A 17,017-nucleotide genomic window follows, 5' to 3' on the forward strand; every position below is an offset into this window, starting at 1 on the left:
AAAAGCCCGCGGGCCCTCTACTGGAGGGGTCATGGCCGGGCTTGTCCCGGCCATCTCGCTTAGGGAGGCATAGTGCCCGCCTGGTCGGGGTCGCCGGGACACAAGGGCGTTCACGCCCGTCTTCGACGGGCTATGCCCGGTGACGGCGTCGTCGAGTGCAGACGTTAGCCATTGCCCTTCCGGCCATGAAATCCTCCTATACGGGGAGGAGATTCGCCGCCCATGGCCGCCCTCGACGCAATCAGCATCGCCATCCTGCTCGGCAGCCTGCTGGTGCTCGCCGGCATCCTGTCGAGCCTGATCGCGCTGCGCTTCGGCGCGCCCTTGCTGCTGGTGTTCCTGCTCGTCGGCATGCTGGCCGGGGAAGGCGGCCCCGGCGGCCTGAAATTCGACGACGTGCAGGTCACCTATGTCGTCGGCTCCATCGCGCTCGCTTTGATCCTGTTCGACGGCGGCTTGCGCACCCGCATTGCCACCTTCCGCAATGTGCTGGCGCCCTCGGTGATGCTCGCCACAGTCGGCGTGCTGATCACGACCCTGATCACCGCGCCCTTCGCCAAGTTCGTGCTCGGTATCGGCTGGCTGCAGGCCATGCTGGTCGGCGCCGTGGTTGCCTCGACCGACGCCGCGGCGGTGTTCTTCCTGATCAACGCTCGCGGCCTGCGCCTGCGGCCGCGCGTGCGCGCGGTGCTCGAGGTCGAGTCCGGCACCAACGATCCCTTCGCGGTGTTCCTCGCGCTGCTCATCGTCGAGATGCTGCTCGCCAACCACCAGAGCTGGTCGCACGCGCTCATCACGCTCGCGCGCGATACGTTGCTCGGCATCCTGTTTGGATACACCGGCGGCAAGCTGATCGCAGCCGTGCTCAACCGCGTGAACCTGGCACAGGGCCTGCACGCGCCCTTCGTCGCCGTCGGCGCGGTTGCCGTGTTTGCCTTCTGCAACGCCGTGCACACGTCCGGCTTCCTGGCCGTCTATCTTGCCGGCCTCGTCGTCGGCAACCAGCAGACCCGCGCGCATAATTCGGTCGTCGTGTTCCTCGACGCCATCACCTGGCTGGCGCAGATCGTCATGTTCGTGCTGCTCGGCCTCTTGGCCTGGCCGCATCGGCTCGCCGACAGCATCTGGGGCGCCATCGTCGTCGTCCTCGTGCTGACCGTCGTGGCTCGCCCTGCGGCCGTGTTCCTGTGCCTGGCGCCGTTCAATTTCCAGTGGCGCGAGAAGCTGTTCATCTCGTGGGTCGGCCTGCGCGGCGCGGTCGGCATTTTTCTCGCCTCCATCCCGCTGCTGGTCGGCCTGCCCGCCGCCTATTTGTTCTTCGACGTCGCTTTCGTCGTTGTGCTGTTCTCGCTGCTGGTGCAGGGCTGGTCGGTCGCCTTCGCAGCCAAGAAGCTTGACATGTCGTTTGCCCGCGCCGATCCGCTGCCGCGGCGCGTCGAGCTCGACCTGCCCGGGCAACTGGCGCGCGAGATCGTCGGCTATCCGCTGGCGCCGAACAGCCCCTTCATGCGACGCGGATTGATCCCGAACTGGGCGCGCCTGACAATGGTGGTACGCAACGAGCAGATCCTGACGCCGCCGGAGGCGCAGCCGCTGCAGAACGGCGATTACGTCTATCTGCTGGCGCCGCCCGAGAAGGCGCAGGCGCTCGACCGCTTCTTCGTCGACATGCCGCCGCCGGCGAAACCCGATCCACGCTTGCTCAGCGATTTCTTCGTACCCGGCACGGCGACGCTCGGCGCGCTCGCCGACATCTACGGCCTGCAGGTGGCGGCCGCGCATGCCGACCTGCCGCTCGCGTTCTACTTTGCCGAACAGCTCGGCCGCGCGCCTCGTGTCGGCGATGTTGTCGCGCTGGGGCCGATCGCATTGCTCGCCCACCAGGTCGAAGGTGGCCGCGTGGTCACGGTCGGCCTGAGGCTCGCCGAGCCGGAGCCGCCGGCCACATGGCGCGAGCGGCTCACGCTCTGGCGCGACAAGCTGCAGAGACTACTGGGCTGAAGCCCATTCCTGGAACATCGCGGCGAGTGCATCGATACCGTCGGTCAGCGCCGCCGGGCCCGGCTGCAGGATGATTGTCGACTTCACCTCGCGCAGCCATCCGGTCGCGACCGCAGGCACAGTGCCGAAGCCGGGCCGCTCGGCGACGCGCCTCGGCACGAATTTCTTGCCGCACCACGAGCCGACGATGATGTCGGGACTTGCCGCGATCACCTGCTCGGCTGAGACGATGCGGTTCTTGGCGCTTTTCTGTGCGCTCAGTTCGGCAAACACGTCGATGCCGCCTGCGACCGCGATCAATTCCGAGACCCAGCCGATGCCGGAGATCATCGGTTCGTCCCATTCCTCGAAATAGACGCGCGGCTTGCGCTTGAGTGTGGCGGCCTGGGCGCGGATGCCGTCGAGTCGCGCTGCGAGGGAGGCCGCCAGCGCATCCGCATTGGCGCTCGCGCCGATAAGCGCGCCGAGCGTGCGGATCATCGCCAGGATGCCGGCGACGTCGCGCTGGTTGAATGCGTGCACGGCGACGTTGGCGCGGATCAATTCCGCGGCGATGTCGGCCTGCAGGTCCGAGAAGGTCAGCGCGAGGTCGGGCTTCAGCGCCAGGATCTTCGGCACGTCGGCCGAGATGAAGGCCGCGACGCGCGGCTTCTCCTTGCGCACGCGGGCGGGGCGCACCGCATAGCCGGAAACGCCGGCAATGCGCCGCTCCTCGCCGAGCAGGTAAAGCGTCTCGACGGTCTCTTCGGTCAAACAGACGATGCGTTCGGGCGGAAACATGTGCCTCAAAACAAAATGGCCGGGAACGTGCCCGGCCATTTCAGCAGATTCGGTGCGCGGCGGTCAGAGCGGACGCTTGGCCAGCTCCGGCCCGTGCAATGCCAGCCAGGCGCCGCCGAAGAGCGCCGCGGCCCAGGCGAGATCGCCGAGCACGGTACGGTCGAGGAACGGCAGTGCGGCGATGTAGCAGTCCGCGAGCCCCTGCCAGGTCATCGGATAGAGGCCATCGAACGCCCAAACGGCGAAATTGGTGAGACCGAAGAAGACCAACGAACTCGCGATCATCGCTGCCGCGGTCGGCGCGATGCCGGACCAGCGGCGGGCGAGCATGCCGAGCAACGCCGGCACGCAGAGCGCAGCGGCGACCGCCACCAGCACCTGCCAATGATCGCCGGGCAGCACGAGATTGCTGGCGGCCACGGCGCCGAACGGCACCACGAAGGCAAGCCACGGCCAGCGCAAGGTCCGGCCGGCAAAGAGCGCGCTCGCAGCCACCGGCCAGACGCCGGGAACGTGCGGCAGAAGCCGCGCGGTCACGTCGAAGCCGATCAGGAAGGCCACCAGCGCCAGATCCATCCAGAGCTCGGTGCGGTTTTTCGCGGGCTGCATCGTCAGGTCCTCGTCTCGTCGAACGGGCTGAGACTAGCACGTTCGGGAAAGCGTTTCACCAGCCGCGCAGATCGATAATTGTGCCCTTCAGGGCCCGCATGTCGGTGATGACAACATTGGCGCCTGCCGCCCGCAGCTGTTCCAGCATCGCCGGGCCGGCATGGCTGCCGCCGGCGAAACCAATTACGCGCATGCCGGCGGCGACGCCGGCCGCCACGCCGACCGGGGAATCCTCGACCACGATGCAGTTCCGGGCGTCGACCCGCATGCGGGCGGCGGCGTGGAGGAAGAGGTCGGGGGCCGGCTTGCCGTGCCTCACCTCGCTGGCCGAGAACAGGAAGGGCTCGAAGAAGCGCAGCAGGCCGGTCGTCTCCAAGCTCAGTCGGATGCGGTCGATGCCGGACGAAGAGGCGACGCATTTCGGTCCACGCAGCCATGCCAGCGCATGCGCGGCATGGGCGGTGACCCGCAGATCCGCGCGAAAGCGCTTGAGGATCTCGTTGGTGAGGACAGTCGCGAAATTCGGCGGTAGGCGCCGGCCTGCCGCGATTTCCACGTCCGCGAACATGTCGGCGGGGCGACGGCCGGTGAAGTAGCGCGCGACGATCTCGGGCGTCAGCGCGAAGCCCGCGCGCATGAACTCGCGCGAGACGACCTCGGCAACGAGCGGTTCGCTGTCAACAAGCACTCCGTTGCAGTCGAAGATGACCACAGAGGATGCCCCGGCCAGGGCAGGAGGTCGGCCTGCCACCGAACGCTGTGTCGAATCACTGACAAATAGGAATAGCGCGGCAACCGATGGTACGCAAAGACCGCTGGCGCAGCCCGCTCCGATGAGCCGTTCATAACTCCGGGGATAACCGGACGCGTTGCCCTCGCGCCAAAAGACAATGGCCGGGAGGGGCCCGGCCATTTCAACATATCCAACTGGAAACAGCGCTCAGTTCAGCTTCTTGCTGACGTCCTCGATGCCGCGGGCGAGGAGCCGGCCGGCCACTTCGCCCTTGGTCTCCTGCCGCAAAATCTTCTCGGCGGCGGCGACGGCCGCTTCCGCGGCGGCGGCGCGCACATCGGCGGCAGCCTGCGCTTCGGCCTGGGCGATCTTGGTTTCCGCCATCTTTGTGCGGCGGGAGACAAACTCCTCGATGCGGGCCTTGGCCTCGACAGCGAGACGCTCCGCTTCCGCCTTGGCGCTGGACACGATCTCCTGCGCTTCCCCTTCCGCGTCCTGACGCTTGCGCTGGTATTCGGCGAGCAGCGCCGCCGCTTCATTGCGCAGCCGGCGCGCCTCGTCGAGCTCCGCCTTGATGCGGGCGGCGCGGTCGTCAAGCGACTTGCCGATCGTGCGATGGACGCCGACCCACCCCATAAGTCCGAGAAAGACGAGGAAGCCGATGGCGACCCAGAATTCAGCCTCGTGGAACATCGTCCGGGCTCCTTACGACTTCAGCACGTCGGCGACGGCGTCGGACACGGCCTGATCGCCAGGCTTGATGCCGATCAGCCGCTCGACAATCGCCGATGCGGTGTCCTGGGCGATGCCGCGGACGTTCGCCATCGCCGCCTGCTTGGTGGCGGCAATGGTCTTCTCGGACTCGGCAAGCTTGCGGTTGAGGTCGTCCTCGAGCCGCTTGCGCGTGGCGTCCGCTACGGCCGCCTGCTTCTCGCGGGTCTCGTTGGCGATGGCCTGCGCGTTGGCGCGGGCATCCGCCAGCGCCTTTTCGTAGGCCGCGATCGCCTCTTCCGACTGGCGCTTGAGCCGGTCGGCTTCGGCGAGATCGCCAGCGATGCCCTTCTGGCGGCCCTCGATCACCCGGGCCACCTGCGGCAACGCCCACTTCGCCATCAGCGCGTAAAGCAGGACGAAGCAGAGCACCAGCCAGACGAGCTGAGAGGGGAAGGTGTGCGCGTTGAACGGCGGGAATATGCCGTGCTGCCCACCCGGGGCCTCGGTGCTCGTGCCGTGAGCTTGTTCTGCCATCGTTGGCTCCCGCGCCTCGCCGGTCGCCTTAGAGCGCGAACAGCAGCAGGAGCGCGATCAGCAGCGAGAAGATGCCGAGCGCTTCGGTGATGGCGAACCCGAAGATCAGGTTGCCGAACTGGCCCTGGGCGGCCGACGGATTGCGGATGGCCGCGGCGAGGTAGTTGCCGAAAATGATGCCGACGCCGACGCCCGCGCCGCCCATGCCGATCGCCGCGATGCCCGCGCCGATGTACTTCGCTGCCACTGGATCCATAACCAAGCTCCTTTTGCGTTAGCCGTATTGGGTCGGGCCGTCAGTGGCCCGGGTGAATCGCATCGTTGAGATAGATGCAAGTGAGGATCGCGAACACGTAGGCCTGCAGGAAGGCGACCAGCGCCTCCAGGGCAAACAGCGCGACGATCATGGCGAACGGCAGCACGCCGCCGATCCAGCCGATTGTGCCGAGCGCGGTGCCGAGCAGGATGATGAAGCCCGCGAACACCTGCAGCGCGATGTGGCCGGCGAGCATGTTGGCGAAGAGACGGACGCTGTGCGAGATCGGGCGCGAGATGAAGGAGAGTATCTCGATCGCAACGATCATCGGCAGAATGTAGATCGGCACGCCCTTCGGCACGAACAGATTGAAGAAGTGCAGGCCGTGACGGACGAGGCCGTAGATCAGCACGGTGAAGAACACCGTCAGGGCCAGTACCGACGTAATGATGACGTGGCTGGTGACCGAGAAACCGTACGGGATGAGGCCGAACAGGTTCAGCAGGAGCACGAACATGAAGATCGTGAACACGAACGGGAAGAAGCGCATCCCTTCGTTGCCGCCGGTCGAGCGCAGCATGGTGGCGACGAACTCATAAGTGAGCTCGGCGGCCGACTGCAGGCGGCCCGGCACCGGCTTGGCGCCGGCGGTGCCGACGACCAGGAAGCCGGTCAGCAGGATCACTGCCGCGACCATGAAGAGGGCGGAATTGGTGAAGAAGATCTCGGCGTTGCCGATCTTGCCGATCGGGAACAGGTTGACGATCGTAAACTGGTGGATGGGATCCATGGCGCAGTCTTAGTCTTTCAAATTCCTGTCAGGCGCAACACCCGCAGCCCGCATCACATTCAGGACGCCGGCCGCGAAACCGAGCAGCAGGAACACGATCAGTCCCCACGGCGTCGTTCCGAGCCAGCGATCGAGCAGCCAGCCTAGCCCCGCTCCGACGAGCACACCGCCGACCAACTCGGTCGACAGACGGAAACCGCGGGCGAATGCCGAGGTGTCGTTGGTCTGCCGAGCACCAAAGCCTGTTTCGGAGGGCCGGCTCGCTTGATCGAGCCGTTCGCCGAGACGCTTGAGCCTCGCAGAGAGGGCGGCCTCGTTGTCCGGCGGTTCTGTCCGTTCGTCTTCGCGTCGCGTGCCGTCAGCCATGCTTTCGACTCGCGCGGATTCGAAGACCCCGTGTGCTACCGCCGCCCCTCAAAGCCGCGCGGACCATACTGATGCGGTCACAATGAGTCAAGAAAGCGCCACTGGGCACTAAGTACATGGAAATGCAGGAAAAATGCAACTTTTTTCAGAGCCGGAGAGAGCGCCCGCGTGCGTTGCGGCAAAGCTCCGGGGATTGCGCCGCGGAATGCATGTTCAGGGCCGCGGCACGGGTGATAAAGTTGGCGCGTTGAGGCTGATCGCGGACCGAAAGGTGAGGATGAAAGCCATGCGCATGCTGGTGCCCGCACTCGTGGTCCTGCTCGGCGGCGCGCTTGCCGCCCACGCCGAGGACACGCCACCGCCGCCCGCCGCTGCCGCGCCGGTCAGGATCATCGACGCGACGCCGGCCCCGCCTGCGGCTCCCAAAACCGATCAGACACTGCCTGCGGCCCCGCCGGCCGTCAGCACGCAGGACAAGACGGTGCCGACGCGGCCGCAGGACGGCGCACGCAATCACTTCAGCTTCGTACGTGTCGACGACGGTTTCCTGCGCTTCGATCTCGAGACCGGACAGGTCGCCTACTGCAATTCGCGCAAGGATGGCTGGGGCTGTCAGGCCGTGCCGGAGAACCGTTCGGCGCTCGAACGCGAGGTGCGGGGCCTCAAAGACGCAGTCGCTGCCTTGAAGCGGCAGGTCGAGGAACTGCGGCAGCCGCCACCGCCGCCGCGCCCGCCGGTGCCGATCCCGTCGCCGGCCACGCCCGCCCCGCCGGCGCAGGGCGACATCATGCGCGATGGGCCCCGGCACGCCGACATGGATCGCGCGAAGGCCGTGCTGCAGGATGTATGGCAGCGGCTGGTCGAGGCCATCGTCGGCTTCAAGAACGACGTGCTGCGAAAGAGCTGAGTGGTTTGCCGGCCTCACTGTCGCAGATCAGGACGAGCGCGCCGCAGGTCATCGCGGCGGCTCAGCTGCATATCGACACGCCCGGCGCCGGCCTCATCGAATTCACGCGCGAGGCGGCCGACTTTCTCGACCGCCTCGGCGCCGGAGACGGCGTCCTGCTGGCCTTCCTCCGACACACGTCGGCCTCGCTGACGATCCAGGAGAACGCCGATCCCGATGTTCGCCGCGATCTGGTGGCCGCGCTCGCCCGGCTGGCGCCGGAAAACGCCGGCTGGGTGCATGACGTCGAGGGCCCGGACGACATGCCGGCGCACGTCAAGGCAATGCTCACCGGCGTCTCGCTGCACGTCCCGGTAGCCGACGGCCGCATGGCGCTTGGAACCTGGCAGGGCCTGTATCTGGTGGAACACCGCCGGCGGCCGCACGTGCGGGAGATTTCGCTGCAATTCGTCGGCAGCCGTGGCTGAAGACTCTCGGCCTGCGGCAATACGGTAGGCGAGACATACCGTCTCGAACGATAGTATAACGCCCGACGAGGGTGGAGCGCCCGTATGCGCAAAAGGGTCTGTCGGTGAGTGAGAACGCGCAGTACCGGTTGATGATCGCCGACGATCATCCCCTGTTCCGGGGCGCCTTGCGCGAGGCGGTGACGGGACTGCCCGAGGGCGTCGACTGCACCGAGGCCGGCAGCTTCGACGAAGTCGTCGCACTCCTGGAGAAAGGCGGCGAGTTCGACCTCGTCCTGCTCGATCTGTCGATGCCCGGCGCCCGCGGTTTCTCCGGCCTGATGTATCTGCGCGCGCAGTATCCCGGTGTGCCGGTTACCGTGGTCTCGGCCAACGACGATCCAGCCGCCATCCGCCGCTGCATGGATTTCGGCGCTTCCGGCTTCATCCCGAAAACGCTCGGCGTCGACGGCATGCGCAACGCCATCTCGCGCATTCTCAGCGGCGACGTCTGGACGCCGCCCGACGTCGATCTCGCCGCCGGTTCCGATGCCGAGGCCGCGGAATTGATGGCCCGCATGGCGAGTTTGACGCCACAGCAGGTGCGCGTGCTGATGATGCTGTCGGAGGGACTGCTGAACAAGCAGATCGCCTACCAGCTCGGCGTGTCCGAGGCGACGGTGAAGGCGCACGTCTCGGCCATCCTGCAGAAGCTCGGCGTCGAGAGCCGCACCCAGGCGGTCATCGCCGCCGCCAAGATCGAAGCCGGGCAGTGGCCGCAGGGCGCCGCCGCCGAAGGGTAGCCGCAGCGTCGTCAGGGTGACGGAAGTTATCGGTTATTCGGCTGCCGCAACCGCCCGCAGCACGCGCCATTGCGCCAGTAGCGCGCGCAAGGCCGCCGGCTTCAGCGGCTTGTGCAGAATCTGGATGTCCATCGCGCGTGCTTCTTCGCGCACGGCCGGGGTGCGGTCGGCGGTGATCAGGATCGCCGGAAGGTCGCCGCAGCGCGCGCGCAACGCGACGATCGCCTCGATCCCGGTGCCGTGGTCGAGATGATAGTCGACCAGCAGCCCGTTCGGCGGCAGCGGACGTGCATCGACGGCGGCGAGCGCCTCGGAAAGATTGGGCGCCTTGATGACGTCGCAGCCCCAGCCGCGCAGCAGCGTCTCCATGCCGTCGAGCACCGACGGCTCGTTGTCGATGCACAGTGCGGCGATGCCGGCGAGCTGGCCCGGATCAATGCGGCGGTCGTCGCGCGCCGGCAGTTCCACCGGAGCGCCGTCCGACAGTGCAACCGTCACCGAGAACTGCGAGCCCTGGCCGACGCCGGACTTTACGCCGATGTTGCTGCCGATGACGCGCGCCACGCGCTCGACGATCGACAGACCAAGGCCGAGGCCGCGGGCGATGCGGGCGCCATTGTCGAGGCGATGGAATTCCATGAACACGTCGCGCAGCTTGTTTTGCGGGATGCCGATGCCGGTGTCGTGAATATCGACGCGCAATTGGCTGCCTTGCCGGCGGCAGCCGACAAGGACGCGGCCCGACGGCGTGTATTTGATGGCGTTGGAGACGAGATTCTGTAACAGCCGCCGCAGCAGGCGGCGGTCCGAGCGCACCACCAGCGAGCACGGCACGTAGGTCAGCGTCAGGCCCTTGCCGGCGGCCATCGGCGCGAATTCCAGTTCGATCTGCCGCAGCAATTCGTCGATGCGGAACGACGCGAATTCCGGCCGCAGCGCGCCGGTGTCCAAACGGGACATATCGAGCAGCGCGCCGAAGATTTCCTCCACCGCCTCGAGCGAGGCGTCGATGTTGTCGGCCAGGCGGCGGTCGTCGCCGGCGCCGCGCTCGATCAGGCTGGTGACGTAAAGGCGCGCGGCGTTGAGTGGCTGCAGGATGTCGTGGCTGGCGGCGGCGAGGAAGCGCGTCTTCGAGATGTTGGCGGCATCCGCCTCGGCCTTGGCACGCGCGAGCGCGGCGTTGAGGCGGGTGAGTTCCTCGGTGCGCTCCTGCACGCGTCCTTCCAGCGTCTCGTTGGAGCGCTCGAGCGCCTCGGCCGCCTCGACGCTGGCGGTGATGTCGGTGAAGGTGGTGACGAGGCCGCCGTCCGGCATGTGGTTGGCGCGCACCTCGATCACCGTGCCGCGCGCGGCAAAGCGCCTGAGGAAAGGCTCCTGCTCGCTGACATAGCGTGCGATCTGCTCACGTACGAACTCGTCGATGCGCTCCGGCGGCATCGCGTCGCGTTGCGCGCTGAACTGCAGGATGTCGGCAAGGCCGATGCCGGGCCGCACCAGCGAGGGCGGCAGGTCGACGATCTCGCCGAACTGCCGGTTCCAGCAGATCAGCTGCAGGTCCTTGTTGAACACGGCGATGCCCTGACGCACGTGATCGAGCGCGGTCTGCAGGATTTCGCGGTTGTACTGGATCGCCGCGTTGGCGTCGTCGAGCAGCCGCAGCGCCGCCTTGGTCGACACCGTCCGCTTGCGCAGCAAAAGCGACATCACGAGCCGCGAAGAGGCGGCGCCGATGGCGGAGGCGAGGATGTGCTCCGCGTAACGCACGAGCCGCATGTCCGCCTCGTCGCTTGGCTCGAGGCTGATGCGATGCGTGACGGCGAAGCTGTCGAAGGCGCTGCGCGTGCGCTCCTCGCCGAGATAGCGAGCAACGGTCTCGGTCAACTCGCCGACGGTCACCGTGGACAGCCAGAGCCGGAAGCCGGGCGTCATCGGCGTCCGCTCCGCCGGGGCGAAGGTGTTCGCCTGCAGGCGCTCGATCGGGCTCGGCGCGCGGCGCAACGACACGCCGACATAAAGCAGGATGTTGAGGCCGAGACTCAAGACGACGCCGTGCACCAACGGCGACAGCTGCATGCCGAATACATGTTGCGGTCGGAACAGGCCGAGACCGAACGGCCCGGCCGTCATGATGTGCTGGCCGATCACGCCGATGTCGGCGAAGGTCGGCAGCAGCAAGGTATAGGCCCAGACGAGGATGCCGGCGCTCATGCCGGCGATAGCGCCGGCGCCGGTGGCGCGCCGCCAGATCAGGCCGCCGAAGAACGCGGGCGCAAGTTGCGCCACCGCCGCGAAGGACAAAAGGCCGATGGAGGCAAGCTGCGCGTCGCCGGCCGAGCGGTAATACATATAGGCGAGCAGCAGGATGCCGAAGATCGACAGCCGCCGCACGCGAAGCAGCATCGAGCCGGGATTGTCGCTGCGCTTGAGCAGAGCCCCGCGCCGCTGCAGCACCAGCGGCATGACGATGTCGTTTGACACCATGATCGACAGGGCGACGGATTCAACGATCACCATCGCCGTCGCCGCGGACAGGCCGCCGACGAAGGCGGCGATCGTCATCACGCTCGAGCCGTTGAGCAGAGGCAGCCCGAGCACGAACATGTCGCTGTCGATCTCGCCGGGCGCGAAGGTCAGCAGTCCGGCGAAGGCGATCGGAATGACAAAGACGTTGATCAGCACGAGGTAGAGCGGGAAGAGCCACGCCGCGCGCTTGATCTCGCTTTCACTGTTGTTCTCGACCACCGCCACGTGGAACTGGCGCGGCAGCAGGATGATGGCGAAGAACGACAGCATCGTCGTGGCGATGAACGTGTCGAGCGGCGGCTCGCGCGTGAACAGCTTGGTCGACCAATCCTGCGTCCGCGCGGCTTCGAGCAGCGCGCCGGGCCCACCGAACATCCAGAACGTGACGTAGATGCCGACGGCAAGGAACGCGAACAGCTTGATGATCGACTCGGAGGCAATGGCGAGCATGAGGCCGTCCTGGTGCTCGGTCGCGTCGATATGACGGGTGCCGAACAGCACGGCGAAGGTGGCCATCGACAGCGCGACGAACAGCGAGATGTCGCCAAGCACGGGATTGGTGATGTGCGAGCCCGGGTCGACATGCGCGAGAATCGTCTCGAGCGAGGCCGACACCGCTTTGAGCTGCAGCGCGATGTAGGGAATGCTGCCCATGATGGCGATGAGCGCCACCAGCGCCGCCACCGGCTGCGCCTTGCCGTAGCGGGCGGCGATGAAGTCGGCGATCGAGGTGATGTTCTGCGCCTTGGCGAGCCGCACGATGCGGACAATGAGCGGCGAGAACAGCCCGAGCATCAGCACCGGGCCGATATAGATCGTGAGAAATTCGTAGCCGGTGCGGGAGGCCGATCCGACCGAACCGAAGAAGGTCCACGACGTGCAGTAGATCGCCAGCGACAGCGGATAGATCAGGCGGGCGCGGCCCTTGCGGCCGAGCTTGCGCGTGCGGTCTCCGTAGCTCGCGACGAGGAACAGGAGCCCGATGTAGGCAAGCGCCACCGCGATGACGACCCAGCCTTGCAGCATGCTTGCTCCGCCACTCGCGCGATGCCGGACCGGACGGTCCCGGGCCGCCGTTTGATCCTTTAAATCAGCACAGTTTTGCCCGCCGGTCCAATATAGCCGATTGCGCACACCGCGATTTGACGGAGTGCCCGGCGCGCGGCATTGATCGCGCGCCCGCGAAAGTTTCCCCCTTGCCCACAGACAAAAGCCTTGCCGTTCTCATCGAGCGCCTCGCCGAGACGCTGCTGATCGCCGTCGCCGGCGGGCTCGGCGTCGGGCTGACCGGAGTTCCAGGGGGCTATCTCTCCGGCTCCATCCTGGCGGTGGCGGGCGCGGCACTGGCGGGCCGGCCGATGCTGATCCCGGCGTCGATCGTGCGCACTATCTTCGTGCTGCTCGGCGTATCGCTCGGCTCGGTGATGACGCCGCAGATGCTGCAAGGCATGGCGAAATATCCGGTGAGCATCGCCATCCTGCTGGTGGCGATGGCCTGTGTGGGCATCGCCTGCGCGCTCTATCTGCAAATCGTGCACGGCTGGGACTGCGTCTCGGCCTATCTCGCCTCCGCGCCCGGCGGCATGTCGCAGGTGCTCGCGGTGGCGGCGGAAGTGGCGAGTGACGTGCGCGCGATCGCCATCGTGCAGAGCATGCGCGTGGTCATCGTCGCCGTCGGCCTGCCGTCGGGGCTGTCGCTGCTCGGACTGGCCTCGCACGCGTCGCGGCCGGTCGGCTCGCCGCTGACCCTCGCGAGCCTGGATGAGTTCGCCATCCTGTCCGTCGCGGCTGTCATCGGCGCCCTCATCTTCCATCGGCTGCGCTTTCCTGGCGGACTCCTGTTCGGCGCGATGTTCGCCTCCGGCGCCCTGCACGGCACCGATGTCGTCCATTTCATTCTGCCGTGGTGGGCGACCAATACGGCGGCGATCCTGCTCGGCGCCGTCATCGGCGCCCGCTTCACGAATATGCCGATGCGCCTGTTCATGAACTATATCGGCGCGGCGTTCGGCTCCATCGCCGTCGCGGTGACGATCGCATCGGTGTTTGGCACGATCGTCATCGAACTGATGTCGCTGCCGGTGCCGGAGGTCATGGTGGCCTTCGCGCCGGGCTCGGTCGACGCCATGATGCTGCTGGCGCTCGCGCTGCATCTCGATCCGGTGTTCGTCGGCGCGCATCACGTCGTGCGGATCTTCTTCGTCGCGCTGGCGACGCCCTTCATGGTGCGGCGCGAGGCGGGCAAGGCGAAACCGGCTGCGGGCACGGCGGTGCCCGAAGCGATGCAGGCGCCGTTGGACGAGTGAAAGTTATTCCGCCGCCAGCGCGAGCGGCTTGCGCGGCAATTGCAGCTTTTCCCACACGTCGACCAGCGCCTCGGCGAGGCGGTCGACCAGCGCGTCGTCATGATAGGGCGACGGCGTGATGCGCAGCCGCTCCATGCCGCGCGGCACGGTGGGATAGTTGATCGGCTGGATGTAGATGCCGTGCTCGTCGAGCAGCATGTCGCTCGCAAGCTTGCATTTCTCCGGATCGCCGACCAGCACCGGCACGATATGCGTCGACGACGGCATCACCGGCAGGCGGGCGGCGTTGAGCACCGCCTTGACGCGCGCGGCGCGGTCCTGATGGCGCTCACGCTCCCAGCTTGACGACTTCAGGTGCTTGATGGCGGCGGCGGCGGCGGCGCAGATCGCCGGCGGCAGTGCGGTAGTGAAGATGAAGCCCGGGGCGTAGGAGCGCACGGCGTCCACCATCTCGGCGGAGCCGGCGATGTAGCCGCCGAGGCAGCCGAACGCCTTCGCGAGAGTGCCCTCGATCACGTCGACGCGTTGCATGGCATTGTCGCGGTCGCAGATGCCGCCGCCGCGCGCGCCGTACATGCCGACCGCGTGCACCTCGTCGACATAGGTCATGGCGTTGTAGCGTTCGGCGAGATCGCAGATCGCGTGCACCGGCGCGACGTCGCCGTCCATCGAGTAAAGGCTTTCGAAGGCGACCAGCTTTGGCCGGTTACGATCGGCGGCCTTCAGCAGCTGTTCGAGATGGGCGAGATCGTTGTGCCGCCAGATCTGCTTCTCGCAGCCGGATTGGCGCACGCCCTCGATCATCGAATTGTGGTTGAGCGCATCCGACAGGATCAGGCAGTTCGGCAGCAGCCGGGCGATGGTCGGGATGCCGGTCTGGTTGGAGACGTAGCCCGAGGTGAACAGCAGCGCGGCCGGCTTGTTGTGCAGGTCGGCGAGCTCACGCTCCAGCTCGACCAAGGGATGATTGGTGCCGGCGATGTTGCGGGTACCGCCGGCGCCGGTGCCCATGCGCGCCGCGGTTTCGGTCATGGCGCCGACCACCTTCGGGTGCTGTGCCATCCCCAGGTAGTCGTTGGAGCACCAGATCACCACCTCGCGCGCGCCCTGCGGCGAATGCCAGACGGCATGTGGGAACCGGCCGGCAATGCGCTCGAGGTCGGCAAACACTCGGTAGCGACGCTCGTCCCTCAAGGCGTTCAGCGCCGATGCGAAAAACTCGTTGTAGTTCATGCGCCTTTACTTTCCCGCCCCGCGGCCGGAGCCCTTTTTAGAAGCCTTCCAGGGGGTTTGTCGAGGCGGAGATTGGCTTGGTTCCGGTCCGGTGTATTGACGAACGTCAACGGCGCCGCAGAAGCTCCCCAACCGGCACGGGTTCGCAACCCGATCCGCTGCGGCAATTCGGCCTATCATGCGACGATGGCCACCGGGTAGCCGCGGCCATGTACTGCCCGGCGCGGGCAGGCTATTGCTGAGCACCCACCGTTCCGCATCCCAGCCCAGCCAAAACGAGAGCGGCAGAATGAGCGACAAATCGACCGGCATCGCCAACGGCCTCACCAATTACGGAGACCGCGATTTTTCGCTCTATCTCCGCCGCTCCTTCGCGCAATCGATGGGCTATTCGCTCGACATGCTGAAGAAACCGGTGGTCGGCATCGCCTATACTCCGTCCGGCTTCAACAACTGCCACCGCCACTTTCCGGAATTGCTGCAGGCGGTGAAGCGCGGCGTGCTCGCCGCCGGCGCCTTGCCGCTCGAATTCCCCACCATTTCGCTGGGCGAGGTCTTCCTCAATCCCACCAGCCTGAAATTCCGCAACCTGATGTCGATGGATACCGAGGAGATGATCCGCGCCCAGCCGATGGACGCGGTGGTGCTGATGGGCGGCTGCGACAAGACGGTGCCCGCGCAACTGATGGGCGCGGTGTCGGCAGCGAAGCCGACGGTGATGCTGATCGGCGGTCCGATGATGACCGGCCGACATCACGGCGAGCGGCTCGGCGCCTGCACCGACTGCCGCCGCTTCTGGGCCATGTATCGCGCCGGCAAGGTCAGCGACGATGAGATCCACGTCGTCGAGAGCCGGCTCGCCACCACGGCTGGCAGCTGCGCGGTGATGGGCACCGCTTCGACCATGGCCTGCATCGCCGAGGCGCTCGGCATGTGCCTGCCGGGCACGGCCGCCATCCCCGCCGTTCACGCCGACCGCCTGCGCGCGGCGGAGGCGAGCGGCGCGCTCGCCGTGCGCATGATCGGCTCGCAGCTCACGCCCGACCGCATCATCAATCGGAAGTCGGTCGAGAATGCGCTGCGCGTGCTGCTCGCCATCGGCGGCTCGACCAATGCCGTCATCCACCTGACCGCCATCGCCGGCCGCGCCGGCGTGCCGGTCTCGCTGGAACGGCTCAACGAGCTCTCCGACACGACGCCGGTACTGGTGAACCTCAAACCGGTCGGCAACGGCTACATGGAGGACTTCTTCGCCGCCGGCGGCGTTGGCGCGCTGCTGCGCGAATTGAAGGACCTGCTGCATCTCGACGCCATAACCGTCACCGGCGAGACGCTCGGCGAGCGGCTGGCGCATGAAGGCGAGGGCGACGACTGGGTCGACCGCACCATCGTCGCCGAGCGCGGAAAGCCGCTCGAGCCGCAGGGCGGGCTCGTGGCGCTGTTCGGCAATCTGGCGCCGCAGGGCGCGATCCTGAAGCGCTCGGCGGCCGACCCCAGCCTGTTCGAGCACGAGGCGCGTGCGGTGGTGTTCTCTTCGCTCGAGGATCTGGCGGCGCGCATCGACGATCCCGCGCTCGACGTCACCGCGCAGGACATCCTAGTGCTGCAGAACGCCGGTCCGCACTCGGCCTCGGCCATGCCGGAAGCCGGCTATCTGCCGATTCCGAAGAAGCTCGCCATGGCCGGCGTCAAGGACATGGTGCGCGTCTCCGACGCGCGCATGAGCGGCACGGCCTTCGGCACCATCGTGCTGCACGTGACGCCGGATTCGGCCTCAGGCGGCATCCTCGGCCTCGTGCGCAACGGCGACCGCATCAAGCTGTCGGTGAAGGAGCGCCGCATCGATCTCCTGGTCGACGATGCCGAGCTCAAGAAACGCGCGGCGGCAAGGGCGCAGGCGGAGCCGGCTCCGGTACGTGGTTACGCCAATCTCTATGCGCGGGAAGTTCTTGGCGCGGATCAGGGCTGCGATTTTGCCTTTTTGAAAGGACCGAAAAGCTGAGATGCCGGTGACGG

General features: G+C 66.9%; 16 protein-coding genes. 6 read left to right on the forward strand and 10 right to left on the reverse strand.

Going from position 1 to position 17,017, the window contains the following annotated elements; translation table 11 throughout:
* Positions 1 to 222: 222 nt before the first annotated feature.
* Complete coding sequence (locus tag VGV41_RS22795; RefSeq protein ID WP_326866548.1) at positions 223 to 2,001, forward strand: potassium/proton antiporter; 1,779 nt, start codon at positions 223 to 225, stop codon at positions 1,999 to 2,001.
* Here the strand turns inward: VGV41_RS22795 and VGV41_RS22800 are convergent.
* The 8 genes from VGV41_RS22800 to VGV41_RS22835 all read right to left on the reverse strand — a co-directional run bounded on the left by VGV41_RS22800 (position 1,990) and on the right by VGV41_RS22835 (position 6,783).
* Positions 1,990 to 2,781, reverse strand: coding sequence for a cobalamin-binding protein (locus VGV41_RS22800; RefSeq protein ID WP_326866550.1), 792 nt, complete (start codon positions 2,779 to 2,781; stop codon positions 1,990 to 1,992). The two genes, VGV41_RS22795 and VGV41_RS22800, sit on opposite strands and share 12 nt — an antisense overlap.
* Positions 2,782 to 2,844: 63 nt before the next feature.
* A complete protein-coding gene (locus tag VGV41_RS22805; RefSeq protein ID WP_326866551.1) occupies positions 2,845 to 3,390 on the reverse strand; it encodes a DUF6580 family putative transport protein in 546 nt (181 codons plus the stop codon).
* 55 nt (positions 3,391 to 3,445) lie between these two features.
* On the reverse strand, positions 3,446 to 4,102 hold the full coding sequence (locus VGV41_RS22810) for an HAD-IA family hydrolase (RefSeq protein WP_326866552.1): 657 nt from the start codon (positions 4,100 to 4,102) through the stop codon (positions 3,446 to 3,448).
* 228 nt (positions 4,103 to 4,330) lie between these two features.
* Positions 4,331 to 4,816, reverse strand: coding sequence for an ATP F0F1 synthase subunit B (locus tag VGV41_RS22815; protein ID WP_326866553.1), 486 nt, complete (start codon positions 4,814 to 4,816; stop codon positions 4,331 to 4,333).
* A 12-nt stretch (positions 4,817 to 4,828) separates the two neighbouring features.
* Entirely contained in the window at positions 4,829 to 5,371 is a 543-nt protein-coding gene (locus tag VGV41_RS22820) for a F0F1 ATP synthase subunit B' (RefSeq protein WP_326866554.1), read from the reverse strand.
* A gap of 28 nt (positions 5,372 to 5,399) precedes the next feature.
* Positions 5,400 to 5,627, reverse strand: a complete 228-nt coding sequence (locus VGV41_RS22825; protein WP_056913469.1) for a F0F1 ATP synthase subunit C — start codon at positions 5,625 to 5,627, stop codon at positions 5,400 to 5,402.
* 40 nt (positions 5,628 to 5,667) lie between these two features.
* A complete protein-coding gene (locus tag VGV41_RS22830; protein ID WP_326866556.1) occupies positions 5,668 to 6,417 on the reverse strand; it encodes a F0F1 ATP synthase subunit A in 750 nt (249 codons plus the stop codon).
* Between the two features lie 9 nt (positions 6,418 to 6,426).
* Complete coding sequence (locus tag VGV41_RS22835) at positions 6,427 to 6,783, reverse strand: AtpZ/AtpI family protein (RefSeq protein ID WP_326866557.1); 357 nt, start codon at positions 6,781 to 6,783, stop codon at positions 6,427 to 6,429.
* A 286-nt stretch (positions 6,784 to 7,069) separates the two neighbouring features.
* On the opposite strand from VGV41_RS22835, the gene VGV41_RS22840 reads away from it, so the two are divergent.
* From VGV41_RS22840 to VGV41_RS22850, 3 genes are all read left to right on the forward strand, one after another.
* Positions 7,070 to 7,690 (forward strand): hypothetical protein, encoded by a 621-nt coding sequence (locus VGV41_RS22840; protein ID WP_326866558.1) that lies wholly within the window; start codon positions 7,070 to 7,072, stop codon positions 7,688 to 7,690.
* 5 nt (positions 7,691 to 7,695) lie between these two features.
* Positions 7,696 to 8,157 (forward strand): secondary thiamine-phosphate synthase enzyme YjbQ, encoded by a 462-nt coding sequence (locus tag VGV41_RS22845; RefSeq protein ID WP_326866559.1) that lies wholly within the window; start codon positions 7,696 to 7,698, stop codon positions 8,155 to 8,157.
* Between the two features lie 131 nt (positions 8,158 to 8,288).
* Positions 8,289 to 8,939 carry a response regulator transcription factor gene (locus VGV41_RS22850; RefSeq protein WP_326866585.1) on the forward strand — a complete coding sequence of 217 codons (651 nt, stop codon included), beginning with the start codon at positions 8,289 to 8,291 and terminating at the stop codon, positions 8,937 to 8,939.
* Positions 8,940 to 8,972: 33 nt separating this feature from the next.
* Here the strand turns inward: VGV41_RS22850 and VGV41_RS22855 are convergent, their stop codons facing one another.
* Positions 8,973 to 12,488 carry a PAS domain-containing hybrid sensor histidine kinase/response regulator gene (locus VGV41_RS22855; protein WP_326866560.1) on the reverse strand — a complete coding sequence of 1,172 codons (3,516 nt, stop codon included), beginning with the start codon at positions 12,486 to 12,488 and terminating at the stop codon, positions 8,973 to 8,975.
* Positions 12,489 to 12,658: 170 nt separating this feature from the next.
* Here VGV41_RS22855 and VGV41_RS22860 point away from each other — a divergent pair, with 170 nt between their 5' ends.
* Entirely contained in the window at positions 12,659 to 13,768 is a 1,110-nt protein-coding gene (locus VGV41_RS22860; protein WP_326866561.1) for an AbrB family transcriptional regulator, read from the forward strand.
* A 3-nt stretch (positions 13,769 to 13,771) separates the two neighbouring features.
* On the opposite strand, the gene hemA is transcribed toward VGV41_RS22860, so the two are convergent.
* Positions 13,772 to 15,001, reverse strand: coding sequence for a 5-aminolevulinate synthase (gene hemA / locus VGV41_RS22865; RefSeq protein ID WP_326866562.1), 1,230 nt, complete (start codon positions 14,999 to 15,001; stop codon positions 13,772 to 13,774).
* Positions 15,002 to 15,290: 289 nt separating this feature from the next.
* Between hemA and VGV41_RS22870 the strand changes: the two genes are divergently transcribed.
* Positions 15,291 to 17,003 (forward strand): dihydroxy-acid dehydratase, encoded by a 1,713-nt coding sequence (locus VGV41_RS22870; RefSeq protein ID WP_326866563.1) that lies wholly within the window; start codon positions 15,291 to 15,293, stop codon positions 17,001 to 17,003.
* Positions 17,004 to 17,017: the final 14 nt, after the last annotated feature.

It is taken from the genome of Pseudolabrys sp. (assembly GCF_035943735.1).
In the GTDB taxonomy this organism is placed as follows: Bacteria; Pseudomonadota; Alphaproteobacteria; order Rhizobiales; family Xanthobacteraceae; genus Pseudolabrys.

What these genes read in the sequence shown, in the direction of transcription:
- VGV41_RS22795 (WP_326866548.1), top strand. Translation starts at nt 223, where the DNA reads ATGGCCGCCCTCGACGCAATCAGCATCGCCATCCTGCTCGGCAGCCTG.
- VGV41_RS22800 (WP_326866550.1), bottom strand. Translation starts at nt 2,781, where the DNA reads ATGTTTCCGCCCGAACGCATCGTCTGTTTGACCGAAGAGACCGTCGAG.
- VGV41_RS22805 (WP_326866551.1), bottom strand. Translation starts at nt 3,390, where the DNA reads ATGCAGCCCGCGAAAAACCGCACCGAGCTCTGGATGGATCTGGCGCTG.
- VGV41_RS22815 (WP_326866553.1), bottom strand. Translation starts at nt 4,816, where the DNA reads ATGTTCCACGAGGCTGAATTCTGGGTCGCCATCGGCTTCCTCGTCTTT.
- VGV41_RS22820 (WP_326866554.1), bottom strand. Translation starts at nt 5,371, where the DNA reads ATGGCAGAACAAGCTCACGGCACGAGCACCGAGGCCCCGGGTGGGCAG.
- VGV41_RS22825 (WP_056913469.1), bottom strand. Translation starts at nt 5,627, where the DNA reads ATGGATCCAGTGGCAGCGAAGTACATCGGCGCGGGCATCGCGGCGATC.
- VGV41_RS22830 (WP_326866556.1), bottom strand. Translation starts at nt 6,417, where the DNA reads ATGGATCCCATCCACCAGTTTACGATCGTCAACCTGTTCCCGATCGGC.
- VGV41_RS22835 (WP_326866557.1), bottom strand. Translation starts at nt 6,783, where the DNA reads ATGGCTGACGGCACGCGACGCGAAGACGAACGGACAGAACCGCCGGAC.
- VGV41_RS22840 (WP_326866558.1), top strand. Translation starts at nt 7,070, where the DNA reads ATGCGCATGCTGGTGCCCGCACTCGTGGTCCTGCTCGGCGGCGCGCTT.
- VGV41_RS22850 (WP_326866585.1), top strand. Translation starts at nt 8,289, where the DNA reads ATGATCGCCGACGATCATCCCCTGTTCCGGGGCGCCTTGCGCGAGGCG.
- VGV41_RS22855 (WP_326866560.1), bottom strand. Translation starts at nt 12,488, where the DNA reads ATGCTGCAAGGCTGGGTCGTCATCGCGGTGGCGCTTGCCTACATCGGG.
- hemA (WP_326866562.1), bottom strand. Translation starts at nt 15,001, where the DNA reads ATGAACTACAACGAGTTTTTCGCATCGGCGCTGAACGCCTTGAGGGAC.
- VGV41_RS22870 (WP_326866563.1), top strand. Translation starts at nt 15,291, where the DNA reads ATGAGCGACAAATCGACCGGCATCGCCAACGGCCTCACCAATTACGGA.